Annotated in this window: 18 protein-coding genes; 14 read left to right on the forward strand and 4 right to left on the reverse strand. The window is 45.8% G+C overall.

Annotated features, from left to right (window positions below):
* Nucleotides 1–217: 217 nt before the first annotated feature.
* The 12 genes from PCH02S_RS14410 to PCH02S_RS14465 all read left to right on the forward strand — a co-directional run bounded on the left by PCH02S_RS14410 (nucleotide 218) and on the right by PCH02S_RS14465 (nucleotide 13656).
* On the forward strand, nucleotides 218–412 hold the full coding sequence (locus tag PCH02S_RS14410) for a hypothetical protein (protein ID WP_127454129.1): 195 nt from the start codon (nucleotides 218–220) through the stop codon (nucleotides 410–412).
* A gap of 174 nt (nucleotides 413–586) precedes the next feature.
* The gene (locus PCH02S_RS14415) at nucleotides 587–2191 is read left to right on the forward strand and encodes a response regulator (RefSeq protein WP_127454131.1); all 1605 of its coding nucleotides are present in this window, start codon (nucleotides 587–589) and stop codon (nucleotides 2189–2191) included.
* A 25-nt stretch (nucleotides 2192–2216) separates the two neighbouring features.
* Nucleotides 2217–3998 carry a cache domain-containing sensor histidine kinase gene (locus PCH02S_RS14420; RefSeq protein ID WP_127454133.1) on the forward strand — a complete coding sequence of 594 codons (1782 nt, stop codon included), beginning with the start codon at nucleotides 2217–2219 and terminating at the stop codon, nucleotides 3996–3998.
* 126 nt (nucleotides 3999–4124) lie between these two features.
* Entirely contained in the window at nucleotides 4125–5531 is a 1407-nt protein-coding gene (locus PCH02S_RS14425) for an ABC transporter substrate-binding protein (RefSeq protein WP_127454135.1), read from the forward strand.
* A 72-nt stretch (nucleotides 5532–5603) separates the two neighbouring features.
* On the forward strand, nucleotides 5604–6563 hold the full coding sequence (locus PCH02S_RS14430) for a carbohydrate ABC transporter permease (protein WP_246069081.1): 960 nt from the start codon (nucleotides 5604–5606) through the stop codon (nucleotides 6561–6563).
* A gap of 15 nt (nucleotides 6564–6578) precedes the next feature.
* Nucleotides 6579–7412 (forward strand): carbohydrate ABC transporter permease, encoded by an 834-nt coding sequence (locus PCH02S_RS14435; protein WP_127454137.1) that lies wholly within the window; start codon nucleotides 6579–6581, stop codon nucleotides 7410–7412.
* A 14-nt stretch (nucleotides 7413–7426) separates the two neighbouring features.
* Nucleotides 7427–8389 (forward strand): Gfo/Idh/MocA family protein, encoded by a 963-nt coding sequence (locus PCH02S_RS14440; RefSeq protein ID WP_127454138.1) that lies wholly within the window; start codon nucleotides 7427–7429, stop codon nucleotides 8387–8389.
* A 29-nt stretch (nucleotides 8390–8418) separates the two neighbouring features.
* On the forward strand, nucleotides 8419–9288 hold the full coding sequence (locus tag PCH02S_RS14445) for a sugar phosphate isomerase/epimerase family protein (protein ID WP_127454140.1): 870 nt from the start codon (nucleotides 8419–8421) through the stop codon (nucleotides 9286–9288).
* A 154-nt stretch (nucleotides 9289–9442) separates the two neighbouring features.
* Entirely contained in the window at nucleotides 9443–10609 is a 1167-nt protein-coding gene (locus PCH02S_RS14450; RefSeq protein WP_127454142.1) for a hypothetical protein, read from the forward strand.
* Nucleotides 10610–10761: 152 nt separating this feature from the next.
* Nucleotides 10762–12090 carry an MFS transporter gene (locus tag PCH02S_RS14455; protein ID WP_127454144.1) on the forward strand — a complete coding sequence of 443 codons (1329 nt, stop codon included), beginning with the start codon at nucleotides 10762–10764 and terminating at the stop codon, nucleotides 12088–12090.
* 106 nt (nucleotides 12091–12196) lie between these two features.
* The gene (locus PCH02S_RS14460; protein WP_127454146.1) at nucleotides 12197–12670 is read left to right on the forward strand and encodes an RrF2 family transcriptional regulator; all 474 of its coding nucleotides are present in this window, start codon (nucleotides 12197–12199) and stop codon (nucleotides 12668–12670) included.
* Nucleotides 12671–12741: 71 nt separating this feature from the next.
* Complete coding sequence (locus PCH02S_RS14465) at nucleotides 12742–13656, forward strand: NAD(P)/FAD-dependent oxidoreductase (RefSeq protein WP_127454148.1); 915 nt, start codon at nucleotides 12742–12744, stop codon at nucleotides 13654–13656.
* 138 nt (nucleotides 13657–13794) lie between these two features.
* Here the strand turns inward: PCH02S_RS14465 and PCH02S_RS14470 are convergent, their stop codons facing one another.
* A complete protein-coding gene (locus PCH02S_RS14470; protein ID WP_127454150.1) occupies nucleotides 13795–14436 on the reverse strand; it encodes an FMN-dependent NADH-azoreductase in 642 nt (213 codons plus the stop codon).
* Nucleotides 14437–14589: 153 nt separating this feature from the next.
* Nucleotides 14590–15021, reverse strand: coding sequence for a MarR family winged helix-turn-helix transcriptional regulator (locus tag PCH02S_RS14475; RefSeq protein WP_127454151.1), 432 nt, complete (start codon nucleotides 15019–15021; stop codon nucleotides 14590–14592).
* Between the two features lie 190 nt (nucleotides 15022–15211).
* On the opposite strand from PCH02S_RS14475, the gene PCH02S_RS14480 reads away from it, so the two are divergent.
* A complete protein-coding gene (locus tag PCH02S_RS14480) occupies nucleotides 15212–15667 on the forward strand; it encodes a CBS domain-containing protein (protein ID WP_127454153.1) in 456 nt (151 codons plus the stop codon).
* A gap of 78 nt (nucleotides 15668–15745) precedes the next feature.
* Here PCH02S_RS14480 and PCH02S_RS14485 read toward each other — a convergent pair whose 3' ends face one another.
* Both PCH02S_RS14485 and PCH02S_RS14490 read right to left on the reverse strand, forming a co-directional pair.
* Nucleotides 15746–16927: an NAD(P)/FAD-dependent oxidoreductase gene (locus tag PCH02S_RS14485; protein ID WP_127454154.1), complete on the reverse strand. Its 1182-nt coding sequence runs from the start codon at nucleotides 16925–16927 to the stop codon at nucleotides 15746–15748.
* A gap of 21 nt (nucleotides 16928–16948) precedes the next feature.
* On the reverse strand, nucleotides 16949–17380 hold the full coding sequence (locus tag PCH02S_RS14490; RefSeq protein ID WP_127454156.1) for a DUF1641 domain-containing protein: 432 nt from the start codon (nucleotides 17378–17380) through the stop codon (nucleotides 16949–16951).
* Nucleotides 17381–18074: 694 nt separating this feature from the next.
* Here PCH02S_RS14490 and PCH02S_RS14495 point away from each other — a divergent pair.
* Nucleotides 18075–20114, forward strand: coding sequence for a Na+/H+ antiporter (locus PCH02S_RS14495; protein WP_127454158.1), 2040 nt, complete (start codon nucleotides 18075–18077; stop codon nucleotides 20112–20114).

Genomic DNA, 20114 nt, shown 5'->3' on the forward strand with positions numbered 1-20114 from the left:
CTCCAAGCTGTGGCCTGCCAGCCAGTTTGGCGAAGGAAATTAACTCCTCCAACGATCCTTTCTCCTCAACGAGGAACTACTGGGCACTTTTTTACTGAAATAGACCCTTTTTCAAAAGATAAGAATTATGTTTTGGGATGAGCTTTATGAATAAGATTTGTCCATAATTGGGAAATTAGACCGAATGTCAAACTAATCGAAATGGGAGGTATATACGATGTCTGATACGTCAAAGGGCCAGAAGAATATCGTTGAAAACAAAACGAGCATGTTTAATAACATGGGGCAGTCAGCTACAAATTATGTCCAAAACGCTATCGAGAATGTGTTTGATTCCACACAAGACGCAACCCAAAACTTGGTGAACAACATCATGAAGCGGCGGAAATCGGGCAACAAAAATGAGGTTTAAGGTATAAACGTCGAAATAGCTGGAGTTTCTCCAGTTATTTCCTTTCTATAGACATGGACATCTTTTTAGCACCTACTTTTCAGATCTATCAAATTCATGTAAAGTATGGAAAAGACATCTAAGAAATAAACGTTTTTGAAGGGTAACAGACCTTTTTATACGAGAGGAGAATGAATGATGTACTCTTTATTAATCGTGGATGATGAAAGGTGGGTTCGTCAAGGATTAGTTACAACGATTGATTGGGAAGCAGAAGGTATTAAAGTCATAGGAGATGTAGAGGATGGAGAAGATGCATTAACCTTCATTCAAAACCAGATGCCGGATATCATCATCACAGATATTAAAATGCCGCGGATGGATGGTCTTGCTTTCATTGAAGCCGTCAAAAACGCCAATATGCCCTCCAAAATCATAATTATTAGCGGATACAGCGAGTTTAGCTACGCGCAAAAAGCGATGCGTCTCGGAGCCGTTGATTATGTGCTGAAGCCGATCGAGGAAACCCTCATGCTGGAGGTTGTGCGAAAGTGTATTGAGCAAATCAAACGTGAAAGAGAAGATCATAACGAATTCTTGCAGATGTCTGAACGCGTTCGAGAAAGTTTGCCACTGGCGCGGCAGCGGTATGTTGAAACACTTCTTACAAATGGAAGCGCTTCACAGCAATTCTCGCGAACGGTGTGGGATCGTCTCAACATTCCGCTCGACCCCGACCAGATCAAAGTTATCATGATCAAGATTTATGACTGGGGCGTGCATGAGCACAACCCGAAGGAGCACTACTTATTGCGACATGCCATTGGTAATCTCGCTAAAGAAACCGGAAAACATGCCATGAAGATGATTGCTTGTTCTTTGCATGACGACCCCGATACAGATTTAGCCATTCTAGTGTCGCCCAACAAGGAAGCAGATCTTGCTCATGAGCAGGGGATTTGGGAGACGCTCATCTCTGCTTGCTGGCGGTACTTGGGAATCGGTATTAACATTGGAATCAGTAAAAATAGTCAGATTACTGACATCCATGCCTCGTTCCAAGAAGCCGTGCAGATTTCCGCCTATGCGTTCTACGAAGGATACGGGAAGGTTTATGATGCGAATGAGATGGACGTGCCTCAGTCCCATTCACTCCCTAAATATACGCAGCCTAATGGCTGGGTAACCAGGTTTGTGCATGCTGTGAAGCTTAGCGATGATGCTGCGCTTCGTGCTTTGATTGATGAATTGTTCGCACATTTGCAAATGCATAAACAGAAATGTTCGCCGTTTGTGCTGAGAAAGGGCTTAACCTTACTCTTCACGGAAGTGGAGATGAAATTGGAAATCAATTATGCTTCAGATTTGAAAGAGGCAACCAAGAGTTTTGTCCTTCCCTACTTTGCTTTGTCGGATCTCAAGGATGTGCTCCTTACGATTCTGCTCCAATTCCAACCAGGCGATAACGCCTCTGGAAATCGAAAAAGATTTATCGAGCTCGCTGTCGACTATATGGAAAAACATTATACAGAACCGCTTACGATGAACCGGGTTGCCGAGCATTTGTTTTTGAACCCTTCGTACTTTAGCAAAATATTTCATGAAAAAACGGGGGAGACGTTCAGTAAATACTTAATTCGGCTTCGGGTCAACAGAGCTAAAGAGCTGCTCAAGGTTTCAACGCTTAAAATTTATGAGGTGGCGGAGCAGGTGGGTTACCAGGACTTCAGGCATTTTGTAAAACTGTTTAAAGAGCAGGAGGGCATGACGCCAGCTCAGTATCGTGATATTGGCGTCTAATGCCTAATTTGGAGGGGACAATAGCTTGAAGCTTCTAGCGCATCTCAAATGGCGTTCCGTAGGCTATAAATTATTCATTTTATTTTTTGCAAGCATCACGATCTCCATCATGCTCATGGGGTATTTATCCTATCATAAAGCCAATGAAATTATCAGCTCCAAAGTCTCGCAAGTAGCTTGGCAAACGATTCAGCAAGCGAATAGGCGGCTTGAGCTTATTATGAACGAATATGATAACAGGTCTTTATTGATTTTTGGCAATAAGGAAATTCAGAAAGGCATTCTGGGTGAATACCGGGACAGCTATGATCAAAGCTATAACAACCAACAGATCGGCAAGTTTTTATCCAACTTGGTAAATGTCAAAAATGATACGTTGAACATTTATATTTTGGGAGAGCGCAGTGCTTCCTACCGGTTCACGAACACGGGTTTCACAGAACTGCCGATGGTAAGCAAGGTAGAGAAAGAGCAGGATTGGTACAAGCAGATTAAAGCGGCTAACGGTCAGGTGGTCTGGTACGGCATCCGATCGCCCCTTTTTAAATCAACGATTGATCAAGACAATAAACCCGTCTTTGTGATGGGGCGCTCGCTCAAAAACTTCGACAATCTGAATCAAACGCTTGGAGTGCTCATCATGGAGTTTAATCCGGAATTGATCCAGCAATTTTTGTCCGAGGTTGATTTCCAAGCGCAAGGTACAACCTATATTGTGAATCAGAACGACACTGTTGTTGCTGATTCGGACGGCTCATTAAGTATGCGCCCAGCAGGCTTGAATCTTCCCCCGAATCCTAGCGGGTATTTAACCGACAGGGTCGATGGGAAAGAACTCATGGTCGTTTATGATCAATTGAAAATTAATGATTGGAAGCTTGTCGGCATGGCCCCGATTCAAAATTTGGTCAGTGATTCAAGAAAAATCGCCTACTACACAGTTTATCTCGTCATAGGTTTTAGCGTTGTGGCAATCGCCTTAGCGTTCCTATTTGCCAAGCAAATGCATAAGCCGGTCAGAATGCTGCTGTGGTCCATGCGCAGGGCAAGAGAAGGCGACTTCGATGTGCAAATTACGGATGAACGCAAGGATGAATTCGGCATGTTGTATCATGGTTTTAACACGATGGTGACGCGTATTAAGGATTTAATTGATGAAGTGTACATTCAAAAGCTGCTTAAAAAAGAAACGCAATTGAAAATGATGGCTTCGCAAATTAACGCCCACTTTTTATACAACACGTTGGATTCCATTCATTGGATCTCCCGCATTTATAAGGTTGATGAGATCAGTACGATGATTTTCGGCTTATCGAAATATCTCCGGATCAGCTTAAGTGAAGGAAATGATTTTGTAACTGTTAAAGAAAGCGTGGAGCTGCTTGAAAGTTATTTATCGATTCAGAAAGTAAGATATCAGGACAAATTTACAGTGAATATGTACACAGATTCCGCCATGCTGAACCATAAAGTGTTGAAATTCGTTTTTCAGCCTCTTGTTGAAAATGCGATTTATCATGGGCTTGAGAATAAGCGAGGCAAAGGGCGGTTGGACATCCGTTGGAAAATGGACGGCCAGATTTTACACTTCGAGGTAGAGGACGACGGAATCGGGATTCAACCGGATAAAATGGCAGAGCTCACGGCTATGATGGCAAGTGAGGAGTGGGAGGGAGAGCATAATTTTGCTCTAAGAAATATTCATTCACAAATTCAGCTAACTTATGGCAAAGAGTATGGTCTATCGATTGTAAGTACGCCGGGGTCAGGAACAACAGTGAAGCTCGTGCTGCCACTTCGATTATGACGAAAACCGTGAACGAACAAAAATAATACACTAAAAACAAAAATCCCCACGTTTAAAGGAGGCCTTGAAAGCGCCTACAATAAAGGTGAGCTCATCAGCGAGTGAGAAACTTAAAGGAGGATCAATATGAATAATAGAAAAAAACGTATCGATTGGCAAAGCAAAAAGTTGATTGCACTCCCCCTCTCAGCAGCACTGGCAATTACTCTGACAGCGGCCGGCTGCAGTTCCACGAACACCGCATCGAGCAGTCCAAGTACCAAAGGAACAGACACAAAGAGCACAGACGCCAGCACACCTAAAGCGGCTACAAGTTCAGGAGATCCGGTTACCATTGATTTTTGGTTTCCGTGGGGCGGAGACTATCAGAAGGATTTTAAAGCTACGGTAGTAGACGTATTTGAGAAGCAGCATCCTAACATAAAAGTGAAAATGACCTTCGTGGAGACAACAGGCCAAACACAAGCCTCTGATAAATTGTTGACGGCTATTGCCGGCGGAAATCCGCCTGATGTCGCTTTGTTCGACCGATTCTTGATCGGTTCTTGGGCGGCCAAAGGCTCGCTGACAGACTTATCGGGTTATGTGAAGAGCAGCGGAATATCTCCAGATGATTATTATAAAGGGCTTTGGGCCGAAACGGTTTATAAAGACAAAGTTTACGCATTACCATGGGGTACGGATAATCGCGGAATGTTCTACAACAAAACGCTGATGAAAGAAGCGGGACTTGATCCGAATAAGCCGCCTACAACGATCGCAGAGTTAGATCAAATGGCGGAGAAAATTTTCAAAAAAGGAAGCAACGGAAAATATTCGCAAATCGGTTTCATCCCATGGATGAACCAAGGATACTTATTCACGCACGCATGGAACTTTGGCGGGAAGTGGGAAGATAGCAGCCATAACTTGACGCCAAACGATCCGCAGAACGTTAAAGCGCTTGCATGGATGGCCGACTATGCGAAAAAGTATGACATCGGGAACTTGACCAGTTTCTCCGATGCCATGGGGCAAACCGGTATGAATCCATTCTGGACGGGTAAGGTTGGTTTCGAATTTGATGGCAACTGGATTTTGAATGATTTGGCGAAATACAAATTGAACTTCGATTGGGGCGTTGCCCCAATGCCTGTAGCAGATGGCGCTAAACCGACGACTTGGGCTGGCGGTTGGTCCTACGTTATTCCGAAGGGCTCCAAGCATGAGAAGGAAGCATGGGAATTCGTCAAGTTCGTCGCGCACAAGGAAGGTACGCTGCTCTACGCCAAACGTCCGAAAGCCGGAAATGATATTACGGCAATGCCGCAAGTGAATGAAGAGTTGAAGCTGTCTGATAACCCGAACTTAAAGGTATTTCTTGACTTAATGCCAAATGCATACACAAGACCGGTATCCCCTGTAGGCGCCTTCTTGTGGAATGAATCCATCAGGGTACAAGATTTGGCGATTCATGGCAAAGGCGATGCCAAAACGCTGCTTGATGAAGTGAAAAAGAATGTGGACACGGAATTGGCTAAAGTTGGAAACTAGATTCTAGAAAAATAGGAGGCAGGGCATTGTGCATGGCCCTGCCTCTTTTACTTAGAAAAGGAGGGGAACGGATTGAAATTGGCTGAGACTGAAACTTCCATCAATAAACTGTCAGCTTCCGCAAGTGCTGTAAAGACGAAGAAAACGCGCTTCGAAAGAAAGATTTCTTTATTCGGATTGATCTTCGCAATGCCTTGGATTATCGGTTTGCTTCTCTTTCACGCCTATCCGCTTATTATGTCAGCTTACTACAGCCTAACCACCTACAGCATTCTTGAACCCGGAGAATTCGTAGGTTTCGATAATTATGCAAATCTTTTTAAAGACCAGGTATTCTGGATCAGTATTTATAATACCTTGTACTATACGGTGATTTTCGTACCGCTAAGCATTGCATTTGGCGTGTGTCTGGCGCTGCTGTTGAATTTGAAAATACGCGGTCAAGGCTTTTACCGAACGCTGTTTTTCATTCCTAGCTTAGTCCCTCCAGTCGCGACGACAATCATCTGGTTGTGGCTGCTCAACCCGCAATTCGGTCTCGTGAATTTTTGGCTGGAAAAGATCGGAATTTCCGGTCCGCCTTGGATCGGAAGTGAGGCATGGTCTAAGCCATCCCTAATTCTAATGAGCTTGTGGGGTACAGGGCAAGCCGTTGTCATTTATTTGGCAGGCTTGCAGGATATCCCCCAAGATTACTACGATGCGGCCAGCGTGGATGGAGCCAGTGCTTGGCAGCGAACGAAAACGATTACGTTACCGCTTTTGACACCTGTTATCTTTTTCAATCTAATTATGGGCACCATCGGAGCTTTACAAAATTTCGTTCTCCCCTATACCCTCACGAATGGGCAGGGAACGCCGGCTAATTCCATGATGTTCTATGTCATGTATTTGTACACGAACGGTTTCGGTTACTTGAAAATGGGTTATGCTTCAGCGATGGCCTGGATTCTCTTCTTGATTGTGGTCGGTTTAACGGCGTTGATCTTCGCGTCACAGAAGCGCTGGGTCCATTATCAAGGAAAAGAATAGGGAGGAGAGATCATTATGGGAAGCACAGAACTTGGAACGGTTCGAAAAATATTTTCACATCTCTTGTTAATTCTCGTTGGCGCCTTTTTCCTTTCGCCATTTCTATGGATGGTGTCTACTTCACTCAAAGCAAATGATGAATTGTTCATATGGCCACCCGTATGGATTCCACATGTCATGGAGTGGAGCAACTATCCTGCAGCGTTAGATTATATTCCTTTTTTCAAATATTTGAAGAATACGCTTACGATTGCAGGCCTGGCAACATTCGCGGTGCTGTTATCCTGCCCGCTTGTTGCGTATAGCTTGGCTAGAATTCCTTGGAGGGGGGCGAAGCCGCTTTTTGCCGTGACGCTCATTGTCATGATGCTGCCTTATCAGGTCACGATGATTCCCATTTTTATCGCCTTCAAAAATTTCGGCTGGGTCGGGACCAGCATCCCGCTTTGGCTTCCCGCTTTTTTCGGCGCACCGTTCTTCATTTTCTTGCTGCGCCAGTTCTTTATGGGCTTGCCCAAAGAACTGGAAGATGCTGCGCGCATTGACGGCGCTTCAGAACTTCGCATCTATTGGCAAATTATTCTTCCGTTGTGCCGACCTGCTCTGCTGACGATTGCGTTATTCCAGTTCATGGGCAGCTGGACGGATTACCAGGGGCCGCTCATTTATTTGTCCGACGATAGCCAGTACACGTTGATGCTTGGGATGCAGTCGTTCAAATCGCAGCACGGTGCCGAATGGCAGATGATGATGGCTACGCTGGTTATGATTACGCTGCCTATAATCTTGCTTTACTTTTTTGTGCAAAGGGCATTTATTCGAGGAATCACTTTCTCAGGTATTAAATAGGAGGCTGCAATCGAATGAGCAAAATTCGTATTGGTATGATTGGAACGGGAGGAATCTCCCAAGTTCATGGCCGTCAACTGCTGGAATTAGAGGAAGCGGACATTGTAGCGCTTTGTGATACGAGCACGGAGAACAGAGAAAAGTTTGCAGCCAAGTTTGAGCTTGAAGGCGTAAAGCATTATACAGACTATACAGTTATGCTGGATGAGATCGAATTGGATGCTGTGGTGATCTGCTCGCCGCATACGCTGCACTTCCAGCAAGCGACCGATGCGCTGAACAGAGGGCTGCATGTCCTTATTGAGAAGCCCATGACTTGTTCATCGGAGGAAGCGGAGCTCTTGATTGCAACGGCAGAGAAGGCTGGGAAAGTCATGCAGGTCTCTTACCAGCGTCATTTCCAGCCGGAATTCCTGTTCATTCGCGATGCGATTGCAAGCGGTGAGATAGGGAAGCTAACCTCGATTACGGCATCTTTATATCAGGAATGGAAACAGTTCACGACCGGCTTGTGGAGACAAGTTCCTGAGCTGTCTGGCGGCGGTATGCTGATGGATTCCGGCAGTCACATCGTCGATGTGCTCCTATGGACGACGGGGCTTACACCTGCTGAAGTGAAGACGAACCTGCACACCCAGGGAGCACCTGTGGAGATCGATTCTTTTACCTCTATCCGGTTTGAGGAAGGGGCTGTGGCTGGACTAAACATTATCGGATTTGCGCCATGCTGGCATGAAACCTATGTGTTTTGCGGGGAAAATGGAGGAATTTTTTACGATAATGGTAAAATTACGATCCAGCGCTTTGGAGAAAAACCGATTGTTCCTGAGTTGCCTAAACAAACGACGAATCAGGATAAAAGCTTTATCGACGCCATTCTAGGACGGCATGAGGTTAAGGTGCCAGGGACATTTGCGCTGAAAGTCGTTAAGTTTACGGAGATGATTTATCAGGCTGGCGGCTATAAACCTTATTAAGGCTAAGTTGGCATAAGGAGAGAACTACGATGAAATTACAGATAGGAATGCGAATCCCGCCTAGAATCGGTGCTGAAGGCTTGGAATCAACGGCTGCATGGGCCGTTCAAGCAGGTTTGGACGTCCTCGATGTCCCTCATTTGAATCCTGAAGTCAAACAAATATGTGACGCAGCGGGAATCGGCATTGGCTCCGTAGATGCGGTGCAAATGGGCGGAACACTTCTAAGCAAAGAGGATGCTCGCAGAGAAAATGCGGCCGAAGCCGTCAAGAAGCAGATAACGGAAGTGGCTGCGCTAGGTGCGAAGGTCATGTTCATGTGTCTCGTGCCGGAGGATCATTCGCAATCGCGTCAGGAGAGCTTCGCCATATGGAAGGATACATTTCCGGAGATTGTCGGCCATGCGGAACGCGAAGGCGTCTACATCGCCATTGAGGGTTGGCCTGGGCCAGCCCCTCATTATCCGACGATTGGCTGTACACCGGAAATGTGGCGCGCCATGTTTGAAGCCCTCCCGTCGAAGCATTTTGGCTTGAATTATGATCCGTCTCATATGGTGCGGCTGGGTATCGATTATTTGCGCGCATTAACAGAGTTCGGCGAAAGAATCAATCATTGTCATGGCAAAGATACCGAAATTCTACATGATGAGTTGTATGAATGCGGCATCTTGCCGGCAACTTTTGGTGCGAAATATGGCTTCTCTGAAGGCTCTTGGCGTTATACGATACCAGGCCAAGGGGATGTTGAGTGGAGCAAGGTCGCTGTGCGATTAGACCGACTCGGCTACAAGGGCGCGATTTCCATTGAGCTGGAGGATCACCGGTTCTGGGGCACATTGGAGAAGGAACGGGAAGGTATCGTGAAAGCGGCGGCGCATTTAAGGAATTATTTTTAATGTAGGCTTCAATAACCTTATCTATTCAGCATGCTGCTGTTTAGGTAAGGTTTTTTTGAGTCAGGAAAATATATCCAAGGTGTGGCGAATGTGATAAGATATTGTCGAATTCGTATCCTGCGAAATTAGATGTATATTTGCAAGGGGGAGCCCAATGCACGCACGTATCTCGAGTCAAGCAGTCAAACAACCGGCACAAGGAGGGAATTCAAGAAGGTCAAGTACGCAGCAGAATGTTTCGAATCATCCCTATTCATCCCTCTTACAATTACAACGAACGATCGGAAATAAAGCTGTCCAGCAGATGATAGTCGGAACGCCACTGATACAAGCTATGAGATGGCCATCTGCTAAGCAGCAAACCAAACTAATTAGCCAAATCGATGAATATTGGAGCGACTTGGACAATTCGGATGTTAAGGAATTCTATGAGTGGTGCACTTCGGATAAACAATTTGAGATTATTCCCAAGGAACTTAGCCACTCGGAATGGAAAACGTTAAGGAGCAAATGCACAGGAGCACAGATGGATGAACAAGGTTTTTCGGGCGATCCTAGTGAGGGGAATGTAAGGGCTATTTTTACCTTCCTTACAGCGAAGAAAGTGGTTCCCTTCAAAAGTTTCGATATGGGAACTTATGTGGAATTCAATGATCTGTTAGCTGCTGATATCGCAAGCAAGCAAACCCAAGGGACCTTCAACCTCGATCGAATTATTGAATTGGATAAATCATTCGCTTTTGATCTCGTAGAGGCAGACAAGGAAAGGCATGCTGCGCGATGGGAGAAAGAGAACAATTCGGATCTCGAAAGAGAGAAGATATTGACACTTAATCAAAAAATTAAAGCGGCAAAAGAAAAAATACAACTTGCCCTAACATCATTGGTTCATGCCCATGAGACCAGGATCGCTGAGGAGAAAGAAGCGGCCAAAAAGCAAGCGAAGATCGACGGTGCGATTCTAGCCGCTGAGCAGTCTTATGCAATTACTGGTTGCAGCGCATTGACACAAGCGATATGGAATAGTACGAAAGCAAATGCCGGGGCAACGGGTTATTTGGAGATCGGCGGATCGTATTCTGCCCAGGAATTGCAAACCGCTCATGATGAATGGCGTGATTTTGGCATCGCGTATAACAGTTCGGTCGGCAAAGTCGATTTTCTGGAAAATATTCATAGTCCGGGGAATGGGACGGCACAGGATAAAACAGGCCATGCCAATTACGAGAGCCGCTCTTGCTCCAGCCAAGTAGATTTCATCTCGACGTGGGGTGGAAGCCGTACGGTTATGCACGTGGGTTTACGCGGAACTGAGAAGTAAGAGGATGTTGAAAAAAAGCATTAGCGAACCGCGCTTAGCGCGGTTTTTTCGATAAAAGGTTACTTCCCTATTACTTGTATGATACAATGAGTTTAGAATTTTACAGAAGATGGCATGCTACATACAACAAACATGTGTTGAGGTGAAAGGATTTGAATGACAAAGTTGTGCTGCCGGTTTGGACGGTCGGCTTATTTATCGTTATCATGAATACGACGATGTTTAATGTTTCTATCCCCAGTATTATTGGTGATCTCCAAATATCGGCGGATCTCGGGGCGTGGGTCATTTCTAGTTATTCCATCGGATATGCGTTATCCACGGTTATCTACAGCAGGTTAACGGACATTGTGCCATTAAGAAGGTTGCTGATGGTGGGGCTGCTTGTGCTTGGCCTCTCTTCCGTATATGGAATCTTTGCTCACAGTTTCGGTGCTTTACTTACCGCGCGTATCCTTCAATCCGCTGGTGCCGGCGTCATGGCTGGATTAGGTTTGGTGCTGGCGAGCCGATACGTGCCCATGGAAAGACGCGGCTCCGCCATCGCCATGATCTCAGCTGGAAGTGCCATGGCATTCGGTTTAGGCCCGATTGTAGGAGGGCTTATCAGTGAATATTTTGGCTGGAACGGGCTGTTTGCGATCACTTGCCTCGTCTTGGTCATCTTGCCGGTACTGCTTCGTTTGCTTCCGAAGGAGGACCCTCAGCCTTTCCGCTTCGATCTCATCGGAGCCATCTTAACGGTTATCAATGCCGCTACCATTCTATTAGCAGTAACGCAATTATCTATGATTTGGATTTTGGTCAGCGTTGTATCCTTCTTGCTGCATGCGTGGCATTTGAGACGGGGGAAAGAGACGTTCATCAACCCGGATTTATTGAGGAATCATGATTTTCGCAAATTGGTCGTCATTGGGTTTTGTGTGTTGGTTTTAAATCTCGGAAATCTGTTTCTGATGCCGCTAGTCCTGGCAAACCTGTTTCATCGCTCAGCGATGGAAATCGGCTTGACGATTGCGCCAGGCGCCATCTTGTCGGCATTCTTGACTCGCTTCGTCGGTCGCTGGATTGACACCTATGGGAACTTGCGTTTTCTGCTGATCGGGCACATCGTGCTTTCTATAGTTATGCTGCTTTTTTACGCTGTCGTAGGGACTTCGTCCATCGTTGTGCTTGTCGGGTATATTTGCTTTTCACCCGCCTTTTCAGCAACGCTGTCCTCTTTAAACAACGAGACTTCGCGTATTCTACCGAAAACGCTCATCGGATCGGGCATGGGACTGATGCAGTTGATTCAGTTCTGCGGCGGATCGATTTCGGTTGCCGTGTGTGGCATTTTGCTTGAGGTTCAAACTCATACGAGCCTTGCTCTGTCCTATCAGCACGTGTATGGTTTATTGCTGCTAATTGGTTTAGTCTCAATCGGGATGTTATTGTGGTACCGATCTTCGGGAAAAAGAGTACGACAGATTGAAAATTGATTTTCGCAAAATCAATGACTTGTAAAAAAAGTGAAGGTCAGCTATTATGGATATTGCAGGTCCATAAAGATGCTGAACATATTTTAATCGCTGGAAGGTGTTACTTATGCAATTCTCCAAAAGCACAGGCCACGCTCTGCACGCCGTCATTCATTTAGCTCGCGCTGAAAGAGGCCAGCATGTAGGCATTAAGGAATTAGCTGCGCTTCTGGGAGTCTCCGAGAGCTATCTGTCCAAAATCATGTCGAAGCTGCGGCAGGATGGCATCGTGCGTGCAATGACAGGTGCAAGTGGGGGCTACGAGTTGGCTAAATCAGCCAATCTGATTACGTTTCTTGATGTCATTCAAGTTGTGGAAGGCCGTCAGAAGATGTATGAATGCTTCAATCTGGATTCACAGCAGCATCAATTGTTTTTTGAATCAGAAGAGCAGGCTTCACAGCATACCGGCCATCATGAAGGCAACGGCTGTTTGGTTAAAAAAGTGATGGATGGCGCTGAACAGCAAATGGTTCATTATTTACAGCAGCACACGATTCAGGGGGTACTTGATTCAGCGGCAGCTACAAGTACAAAGTAAGCAGTAAACAAGGAGCTATCAGCTTCTTATGGCTATATTATGGATATTAAAGATCCAGAAAGGTGATGGATATGAAACAGTTCATGGATGTAGGGATTATCGGCGGAGGACCAGCAGGATTGAACGCAGCACTTGTGCTCGGGAGGGCCAGAAAAAACGTCGTGGTCATCGACGAAAGCCGGCCTCGAAATCGAGTAACACGGCACACGCATGGTTTTCTCACACGGGATGGCATTACCCCGGCGGAATTTCGGCGGATTGCGAGAGAAGAGATTCAAGCGTATCCATCCGTTCAGTTTGCTGATGAGACAGCGATAACGATAACAGGCGCCGATGGTGACTTTCAGATCACGACTGAACAAGGCAGCACGTACCGGGCGAAAAAATTGCTGTTCGCCGTAGGCATGAAAGACCTTCCGGTCGATATAGAGGGCTTGGCTGAAGTGTACGGCAAAAGCGCGTTCGTTTGTCCCTACTGCGACGGATGGGAGCTGCGAGACCAACCGCTTGTCGTGATTACGAAAGGCGCGAAAGCGATGCATATGGCCAAATTGCTGGCCGGTTGGACCTCGGACTATGTTATTTGCACGAATGGACCTGATGAGTTAACGGATGAACAACGCGAAGAACTCAAGCAGCATCATGTATCCGTATATGATTCACCGATCTTACGCATTGAGTCAGACAAGGGAATGGTGCAGCAAGTGTTACTGGAAGACGGCAAGCTTGTTCCTTGCACGGGTATATTTTTTGCACCGAAGCTTGCTGCCGGATCTGATCTCCCTCAAACGCTTGGTTGCGAGAGGACGGAAGCCGGGGCTATTGTCGTAGATGCTTTCGGAAAAACGAACGTTCCGGGTATTTATGGTGCTGGTGACGCCTCTTCAGAAATGTATCAAGCGATTGCAGCCGCCTCATCAGGTGCTCTAGCGGGCGCTGGAATTAATAATGAGCTGCTTATAGAAGCTTGGGATCGTCAGGGCTAGATGAAAGCTGAGAGTAAACTTTAGCAAATTCGTCTTCTTATTATCATGCAATAAAGGATAATTCAGTATGGGTTGTAAAAAAAACCAGCTTCTCGTCAATTTCACGAGGAGCTGGTTTTGAATTTCACCAGAAATAAATCAGAAAGTTAATGCTAGTGTGCGAGCTTCTTGAACGGCTTTTTCTTTAATAGCTTGAGCTTGATCCGCAGCAGCAGCCATGCCTTCTACAAAAATAGCATCAAAGCTTGGCACGCCCAAGAATTTCATGATGGTGTCCAAGTGGCGATGGCTCATTTCGAAATCAGCGTAAGCCGATCCAGGAGAGAGGACGCTGCCGCTAGCTTGAATATGAAGGGCTTTTTTATCGGTTAATTGCCCAACAGGACCTACACCGGCCACATACTTGAAGGTTTTGCCTGCGACACAGATCGCGTCAATATAATCTTTGAGCACTGGTGGATAGGAGAAATTCCACACCGGATTGACGAATACATACTTGTCAGCTGCAACGAATTGATCAACAAGCCCGGATAGACGGCTAACTTTCTTTTGGTCGGAGGCAGTTAATTGATCAAATGCTGTGCCAGCACCTAATTTTCCCCAAGCGGTGAGAACTTCGGCGTCAATGCGAGGGATGTCCATTTGAAAGAGGTCTAGGTAAATCACTTCATCATTCGGGTTAGCCTCGCGGTAAGCTTGAATAAATTGGTTCCCGACAGTTGTGCTATAAGATGCTTCACCTTGCATAGGGTGAGCAGAGATATAAAGTACAGTTGACATTATTAATTCCTTCTTTCTATATTGAAATATTAAATTATTTTTATTGACTAACATTTAGTATGTTACTATTAAAATATCGTTATGTCCATTAACATATAGTGGTAGAACATGCAAACACAAAAAGGCTGCCCAAGGAGGGCAAGCCTTTTTGTGTTAAGCAAAGATCCTGTTAAATTTACTTAGGAGCTCACCGAATTTTTGCTGATCTTCCGCAGGCCAATCTCGCAGCAGTTCCGCAACGCGTTCATAGCGAGCCTGCTTGTTGGAGGCCAATTCCGCGGCGCCGCTTTCCGTGATTTGCAGCGAGTAGGCGCGTCCATCCTGAGGATCGGGAATCCGGTAGACGTAGCCTTTTTGCTCCAGTGAAGCGGTCTGTCGACTGATTGTCGAGATATCCAGCTGGAACTCCTCCGCCAAAGCTTTCACACCGGACGAGCCGTTCGAAGAGATCTGATGGAGCAATAGATAAGCGGAACGGTCTAACGTGCCGATTTTTTTATTGGTCGTCGCAGCAAGGAATCGACGCATGAGGATGGCGAGTTCGAGCTCAATCGTTTCAGCGGGATGATCGATCTTTTCGGACATGGAGTACCTCGTTTATAATTTAGTAGATATGACTATGAATTCATCGTAACATACAAGGTTTATTTTGAATATGTTTCAGAATAGGGTGCGAATTACAATTGAAGTTCTATGTATATAGTTGTATAATACAAATATATAGTTGCATTATACATCTAGATACATCAGAAGGCAATGATATGGGGGGATCGTCATGAAAGCAAAAGAGATCATGGTTCGCCAAGTTTACAAAGTGAAAGAAAACGACCCTGTTAGCGATGTGATTGAGAAATTTATCAAATACAGAATCAGCGGGCTTCCTGTTGTCAACGAGCGAAATGAAGTGGTTGCGTATATTAGTGATGGAGATATTATGCGCTACATCGGTAAGCATGATGATCATGTATTCGGATCTTATATGTACACAGCTGTGGTCAAAGGGGATGACGAAGAGTTTGATGAAAGAGTTCGCAGCTTACTTCCAATGTGTGTCATGAGAATCGCTCAAAAGAAAGTGATTGCCGTAGATGCGGAAGAAGATATCGAGCAAATCGCAGCCATTTTGGGTAAAAAACGAATTAAAAAACTGCCGGTGGTCCATCGCGGCGTATTAGTTGGCATCATTAGCAGGGGAGACGTTATCCGGCATTCCTTTCAAACCTTATTGTAAGCGTATACGTAAATTGGAAAAAAGAAAAAAGGATGTCCTGACAGCCTCGAGAGGTTGGGGGCATCCTTTTTTACGATATTAATAAGCTAGAGCGGACAAACCATTGATATGGGACAAGTAACGGATGTTACTTGCTTCTTTCATCAAGGAAGCCGGTAAGCCTTTCAGCTGTGTGTTGTTTCCGCCAATTGTTCCGATTCCGTCTTTGCGGCCTAAGCTGCCAAGTGTTCCGGAGAATACAGGAACGAATTTGTCCATTGCTCCACCTTTGACTTGAACGGAAAGGTTGTAACCAACGGTTTCACCCATTTGCCATGCAAGCTGTGCAGTAGGAGGGTATGGTCTTTCGCCACCTTCAGGGAAAACAACCGCGCAGTCGCCTGCAAGGAAGACATCCGAGTGGGAAGTCGATTGAAGCGTTGAAGTGACAGTCGCACGACCGCGGTCTTCTGCGATTCCGCAGCTGCCGACAACCGGGTTACCTTTCACACCACCGGTCCAAATAATCGTATTTGATTCGATGGTTTGTCCACTTTTCAGTGATACCGTGTTTTTGGTAGCTTCGGTAATGGCAACGCCAGTCAAGAAAGTAACGCCGCGTTTCTCAAGGCTTTCCACCGCGCGCTCGATCAGCACTTTAGGGAATACTGGCAGAATAGCAGGACCTGCTTCTACGCAGAAGATGGAGACATCGCTGAAATCGATGCCTTTGCTGCGGCAAACTTCAGGCAGTTTATCCGCGAATTCGCCAACAAGCTCAACGCCTGTCAGACCGCCGCCGCCAACAACGATTGTTGCGTCAGCTTTGTTGCCGGATGCTTTGTAAGCATCCAGACGCGCTTCAACGTGCTCGCGAATACGGTTCGCATCGGAAGCTGATTTGAGAACCATGCTGTTCTCTTCCAGTCCAGGAATGCCGAAGTAGTTCGTTTCGCTTCCAAGAGCAACGACCAGCGCATCGTAAGTATGTACTGCGCCACTGGTTGTAATGACTTTTTTATCATCCGGTTTAATTTCTTTAATCGTATCAACCACGATGTTTACTTGTTTGTTGCCGAGTAGTCTTTGCAAAGGAAGGGCAACGGCTTGCTCTTTAATCGTTCCGCCAGCAAGACGGTGTAATTCCGTAATAATTTGATGCGTAGGAAAACGGTTGATGATTGTTATGTTTGCTTCTGAAGCTGTCAGATGTTTGCGCGCTGTTAATGCGGTCAAAAGGCCGCCATAACCGCCGCCAAGAATAAGTATTTGTTTAGCCATCGTTATCATCCCTAGTCCGTATTAGTTTTTACGTTCAGCAAGTACGTTCAAGAATGCTTGTGCAAAACGAAGTGTTTTTTGCACTTCTGGGTCTTTCAGCATTTTTAGAATTCCGAATAGACCGATTGTTGCTCCTGCATCAGCTTGTGAGCGTTCGCCAGCTTCAATAGCCGCGGATGCAATGTCTTTTGCCTTTTCTTGTACCGGTTTAACAAACTCGCCAATACCATGGGCAAAATCGTTGATCAATACTTTGTCTGTAGCTACACTTTGCGCAAAATCATAAGCTTTGGTTAACACAGTCACCATTTCTGCCAATTTAGGCAGATTATCGACCAGTACAGTCAGAGATTGTTGCACCTCAGGCTTAAGCAATTGGTCGAGTACGTCTAACGATTTTGGTTCCGCAGCAGCCGTTGCTGCTACTTCTTGAACAGCAGATGTCTGTGACATATGAAAATCCTCCTTTGCGATGAAAAAAAATCGGGTACTGTCACAATGTGTACGGGCGAAACAAACGTTTCCCACATGGTTGTAACATTTTTCACATAAGAAAATGTCAAGCAACATCGCACAATTGGATATAAACCGTATTTAGGTATTGTACACCTAATGGACACAAAATTATAATTGAAAATATTTCAAATTTGTGAACATTGGATGAAAATGAGACACAAAACTACTAGATGAAGTTGATGATAATGATTATCATAGATATTAGAATGAGAAGGACGGAAGGGAAGCTCAATTCACGATGATTAATGATAATTTATGGAACCAAATGGGGGATGTCAGCTTCAATTTGTACCAACTACTGCGTAAGCGATATCCAGCAGGCAAACGAGCCAGTTAAAAGCCGTACAAAAAAAACAAGTGCATCCCGTCGATTACGACCTATGGTTCCAAGGCTTTGGACCGACGGCTTATTCCCTTATGATTGATGAAACTGTGAAAATGGTGACTAAGAAATAATAAGTGCATACCTGTATAAAAACGGCATTCGGTTCTTTGGATCGGATGTCCTTTTTTGCTCATCTTGGGAAGGAATCTTTAAGAAAAATATTGAAATACTACACAAGTACACCACAAAAGTAACAGCGGTGGTATTCGTATGTACATAGCACTTAGCGGGGAAGGAGACATAAACTTGCATGTTTTTATTATCATTCTGAGCTTATTGGTTCTAATTGGCGTATCCAATGTCGTGAACCGCTTTGTTCCATTTATTCCGGTGCCCTTGATTCAAATTGCCTTGGGGGCCGTTCTGGTGATCTTACCGATAGGTGTTCACCTGGAACTGGAACCGGAATTGTTTTTTCTTTTGTTCATTGCCCCGTTGTTGTATCACGATGGCAAGCATACGCCAAGAGACGAGTTGTGGAAATTGCGCGCGCCGATCCTGCTTCTCGCGGTGGGCCTCGTTTTCATAACGGTATGTGTCGTAGGCTATGTTGTTCATTGGCTAATTCCTTCCATTCCTCTTGCGGCGGCGTTCGGATTAGCGGCGATTCTCTCGCCTACGGATGCCGTAGCCGTCAGTGCTTTAGCCGGCCGCATTCATTTGCCAAGAAGCTTGATGCGGCTCCTTGAAGGAGAAGCCTTGATGAACGATGCATCCGGCCTCGTCGCCTTCAAGTTCGCTATCGCCGCGGCGGTTACCGGTGTGTTTTCGTTCCCCAAAGCAAGTCTTAGCTTTATCGTTATCTCCATTGGAGGCCTGGTGGTTGGTGCATTAGTCGCCTTTTTAATTATCGGACTTCGCCAGCTGCTGCGCCGTGCAGGTCTTGAGGATGAGACGATGCATATGCTGCTGCAAATATTAACGCCTTTTATGCTCTATTTAATTGCCGAGGAGTTAGGTGTATCGGGCATTCTGGCAGCGGTAGCAGGCGGATTGGTGCATGCGATCGAAAATGAGCGATTGGCGTTTACGATGCCGAATCTTCGAACGGTTTCTAATTCAACATGGTCTGTTATTTTGTTTGTGCTGAACGGCTTGGTGTTTGTTCTTTTGGGCTTGCAAATCCCGGGTGTATCCAGGACGATTCTCAAAGATCCTCATTTCGATAATTTCAAAGTGATTGGTTATGCCTTACTCATCTTTGTTTTACTGTTGGTCTTGCGTTTTGTTTGGACGTTTATTTTTGCAAGAGGAGGACGCTGGTTCGGGAATAAAAATCAAGAGGTACCAAGCCTGCGGATGCTGACGTTAACGGCGATTTCGGGTGTACGCGGGGCGATCACATTGGCAGGTGCTTTCTCCATACCGCTTATTTTGCAAAATGGCGATCCGTTTCCGGAAAGGGACCTTATCATCTTCCTAGCCTCTTCGATCATTTTGTTCTCTCTTCTGACCGCAAGCATTGTGCTGCCGCTGATCGCGAAAAAGAAAAATACGGACGGCAATGCGGAACAGGAAAGATTGGAGCGTGAGTGGCAGCTGGAGGTTATGGCTGCGGCCATTCGAGCTCTGCAGAATACTAGCAACGAGAAGAATGAGGTTGCCGTAGGTACCGTGATTGGCGATTACAAATTAATGATGCAGCAGCTTGGTCAAAAAGACGGAAATATGAAACGTCTGCCGCGATTCCAACAAGAAGAAGCCGAGATGCGGCTGCTGGCTCTGGATATTGAACGCAAGGTTGTGAATGAGCGTTTGGAAAGCGGACAAGTGAGCCGTGAACAGGCTAATTATTATCTAAACATGCTGGAACAAATAGAAATGATTTTGGCCAATAAACTCGATTTAGGCAAAGTGCTGGTCAAAAATATCTGGCGTCGCTTGAAGCTTCTATTTACGTTCTTCGCGCGGCCGCGCCTTGCTTCTAATATCGTAGAGCCTGATCTGGCAGAGATTCGGACCTTGAAAATGCAATGCAGCCAAGCTGTCGTCGAGGAGTTCTCCAAACGGTGCGCCTATCAAAGCGATGATGCAACAGAGGGCGTGCTGGACTATTATCAGCAAATGGTGGACAGGCTCCGCAGGTTCGCATTCGGCTCAAGGCGCAAAGATACTTCCTTCATCGATAGCCGTCGTGAGCTGCATTGGATCGCTATCCAGGCGGAGCGCGATGCCGTGCAATGGTTCTATGAGCGTGGAGACATTACGCGCGATATGGCGTCCTTGCTGCGACGAATCATTCGGAACAGAGAAGCATCGCTGTACGAGCTTGAAGGAATTGGCTAA

The organism is Paenibacillus chondroitinus NBRC 15376 (genome assembly GCF_004000765.1).
Classification (GTDB): domain Bacteria; phylum Bacillota; class Bacilli; order Paenibacillales; family NBRC-103111; genus Paenibacillus_E; species Paenibacillus_E chondroitinus.

What these genes read in the sequence shown, in the direction of transcription:
- PCH02S_RS14410 (WP_127454129.1), top strand. Translation starts at nt 218, where the DNA reads ATGTCTGATACGTCAAAGGGCCAGAAGAATATCGTTGAAAACAAAACG.
- PCH02S_RS14415 (WP_127454131.1), top strand. Translation starts at nt 587, where the DNA reads ATGATGTACTCTTTATTAATCGTGGATGATGAAAGGTGGGTTCGTCAA.
- PCH02S_RS14425 (WP_127454135.1), top strand. Translation starts at nt 4,125, where the DNA reads ATGAATAATAGAAAAAAACGTATCGATTGGCAAAGCAAAAAGTTGATT.
- PCH02S_RS14435 (WP_127454137.1), top strand. Translation starts at nt 6,579, where the DNA reads ATGGGAAGCACAGAACTTGGAACGGTTCGAAAAATATTTTCACATCTC.
- PCH02S_RS14440 (WP_127454138.1), top strand. Translation starts at nt 7,427, where the DNA reads ATGAGCAAAATTCGTATTGGTATGATTGGAACGGGAGGAATCTCCCAA.
- PCH02S_RS14445 (WP_127454140.1), top strand. Translation starts at nt 8,419, where the DNA reads ATGAAATTACAGATAGGAATGCGAATCCCGCCTAGAATCGGTGCTGAA.
- PCH02S_RS14450 (WP_127454142.1), top strand. Translation starts at nt 9,443, where the DNA reads ATGCACGCACGTATCTCGAGTCAAGCAGTCAAACAACCGGCACAAGGA.
- PCH02S_RS14460 (WP_127454146.1), top strand. Translation starts at nt 12,197, where the DNA reads ATGCAATTCTCCAAAAGCACAGGCCACGCTCTGCACGCCGTCATTCAT.
- PCH02S_RS14465 (WP_127454148.1), top strand. Translation starts at nt 12,742, where the DNA reads ATGAAACAGTTCATGGATGTAGGGATTATCGGCGGAGGACCAGCAGGA.
- PCH02S_RS14470 (WP_127454150.1), bottom strand. Translation starts at nt 14,436, where the DNA reads ATGTCAACTGTACTTTATATCTCTGCTCACCCTATGCAAGGTGAAGCA.
- PCH02S_RS14475 (WP_127454151.1), bottom strand. Translation starts at nt 15,021, where the DNA reads ATGTCCGAAAAGATCGATCATCCCGCTGAAACGATTGAGCTCGAACTC.
- PCH02S_RS14480 (WP_127454153.1), top strand. Translation starts at nt 15,212, where the DNA reads ATGAAAGCAAAAGAGATCATGGTTCGCCAAGTTTACAAAGTGAAAGAA.
- PCH02S_RS14485 (WP_127454154.1), bottom strand. Translation starts at nt 16,927, where the DNA reads ATGGCTAAACAAATACTTATTCTTGGCGGCGGTTATGGCGGCCTTTTG.
- PCH02S_RS14490 (WP_127454156.1), bottom strand. Translation starts at nt 17,380, where the DNA reads ATGTCACAGACATCTGCTGTTCAAGAAGTAGCAGCAACGGCTGCTGCG.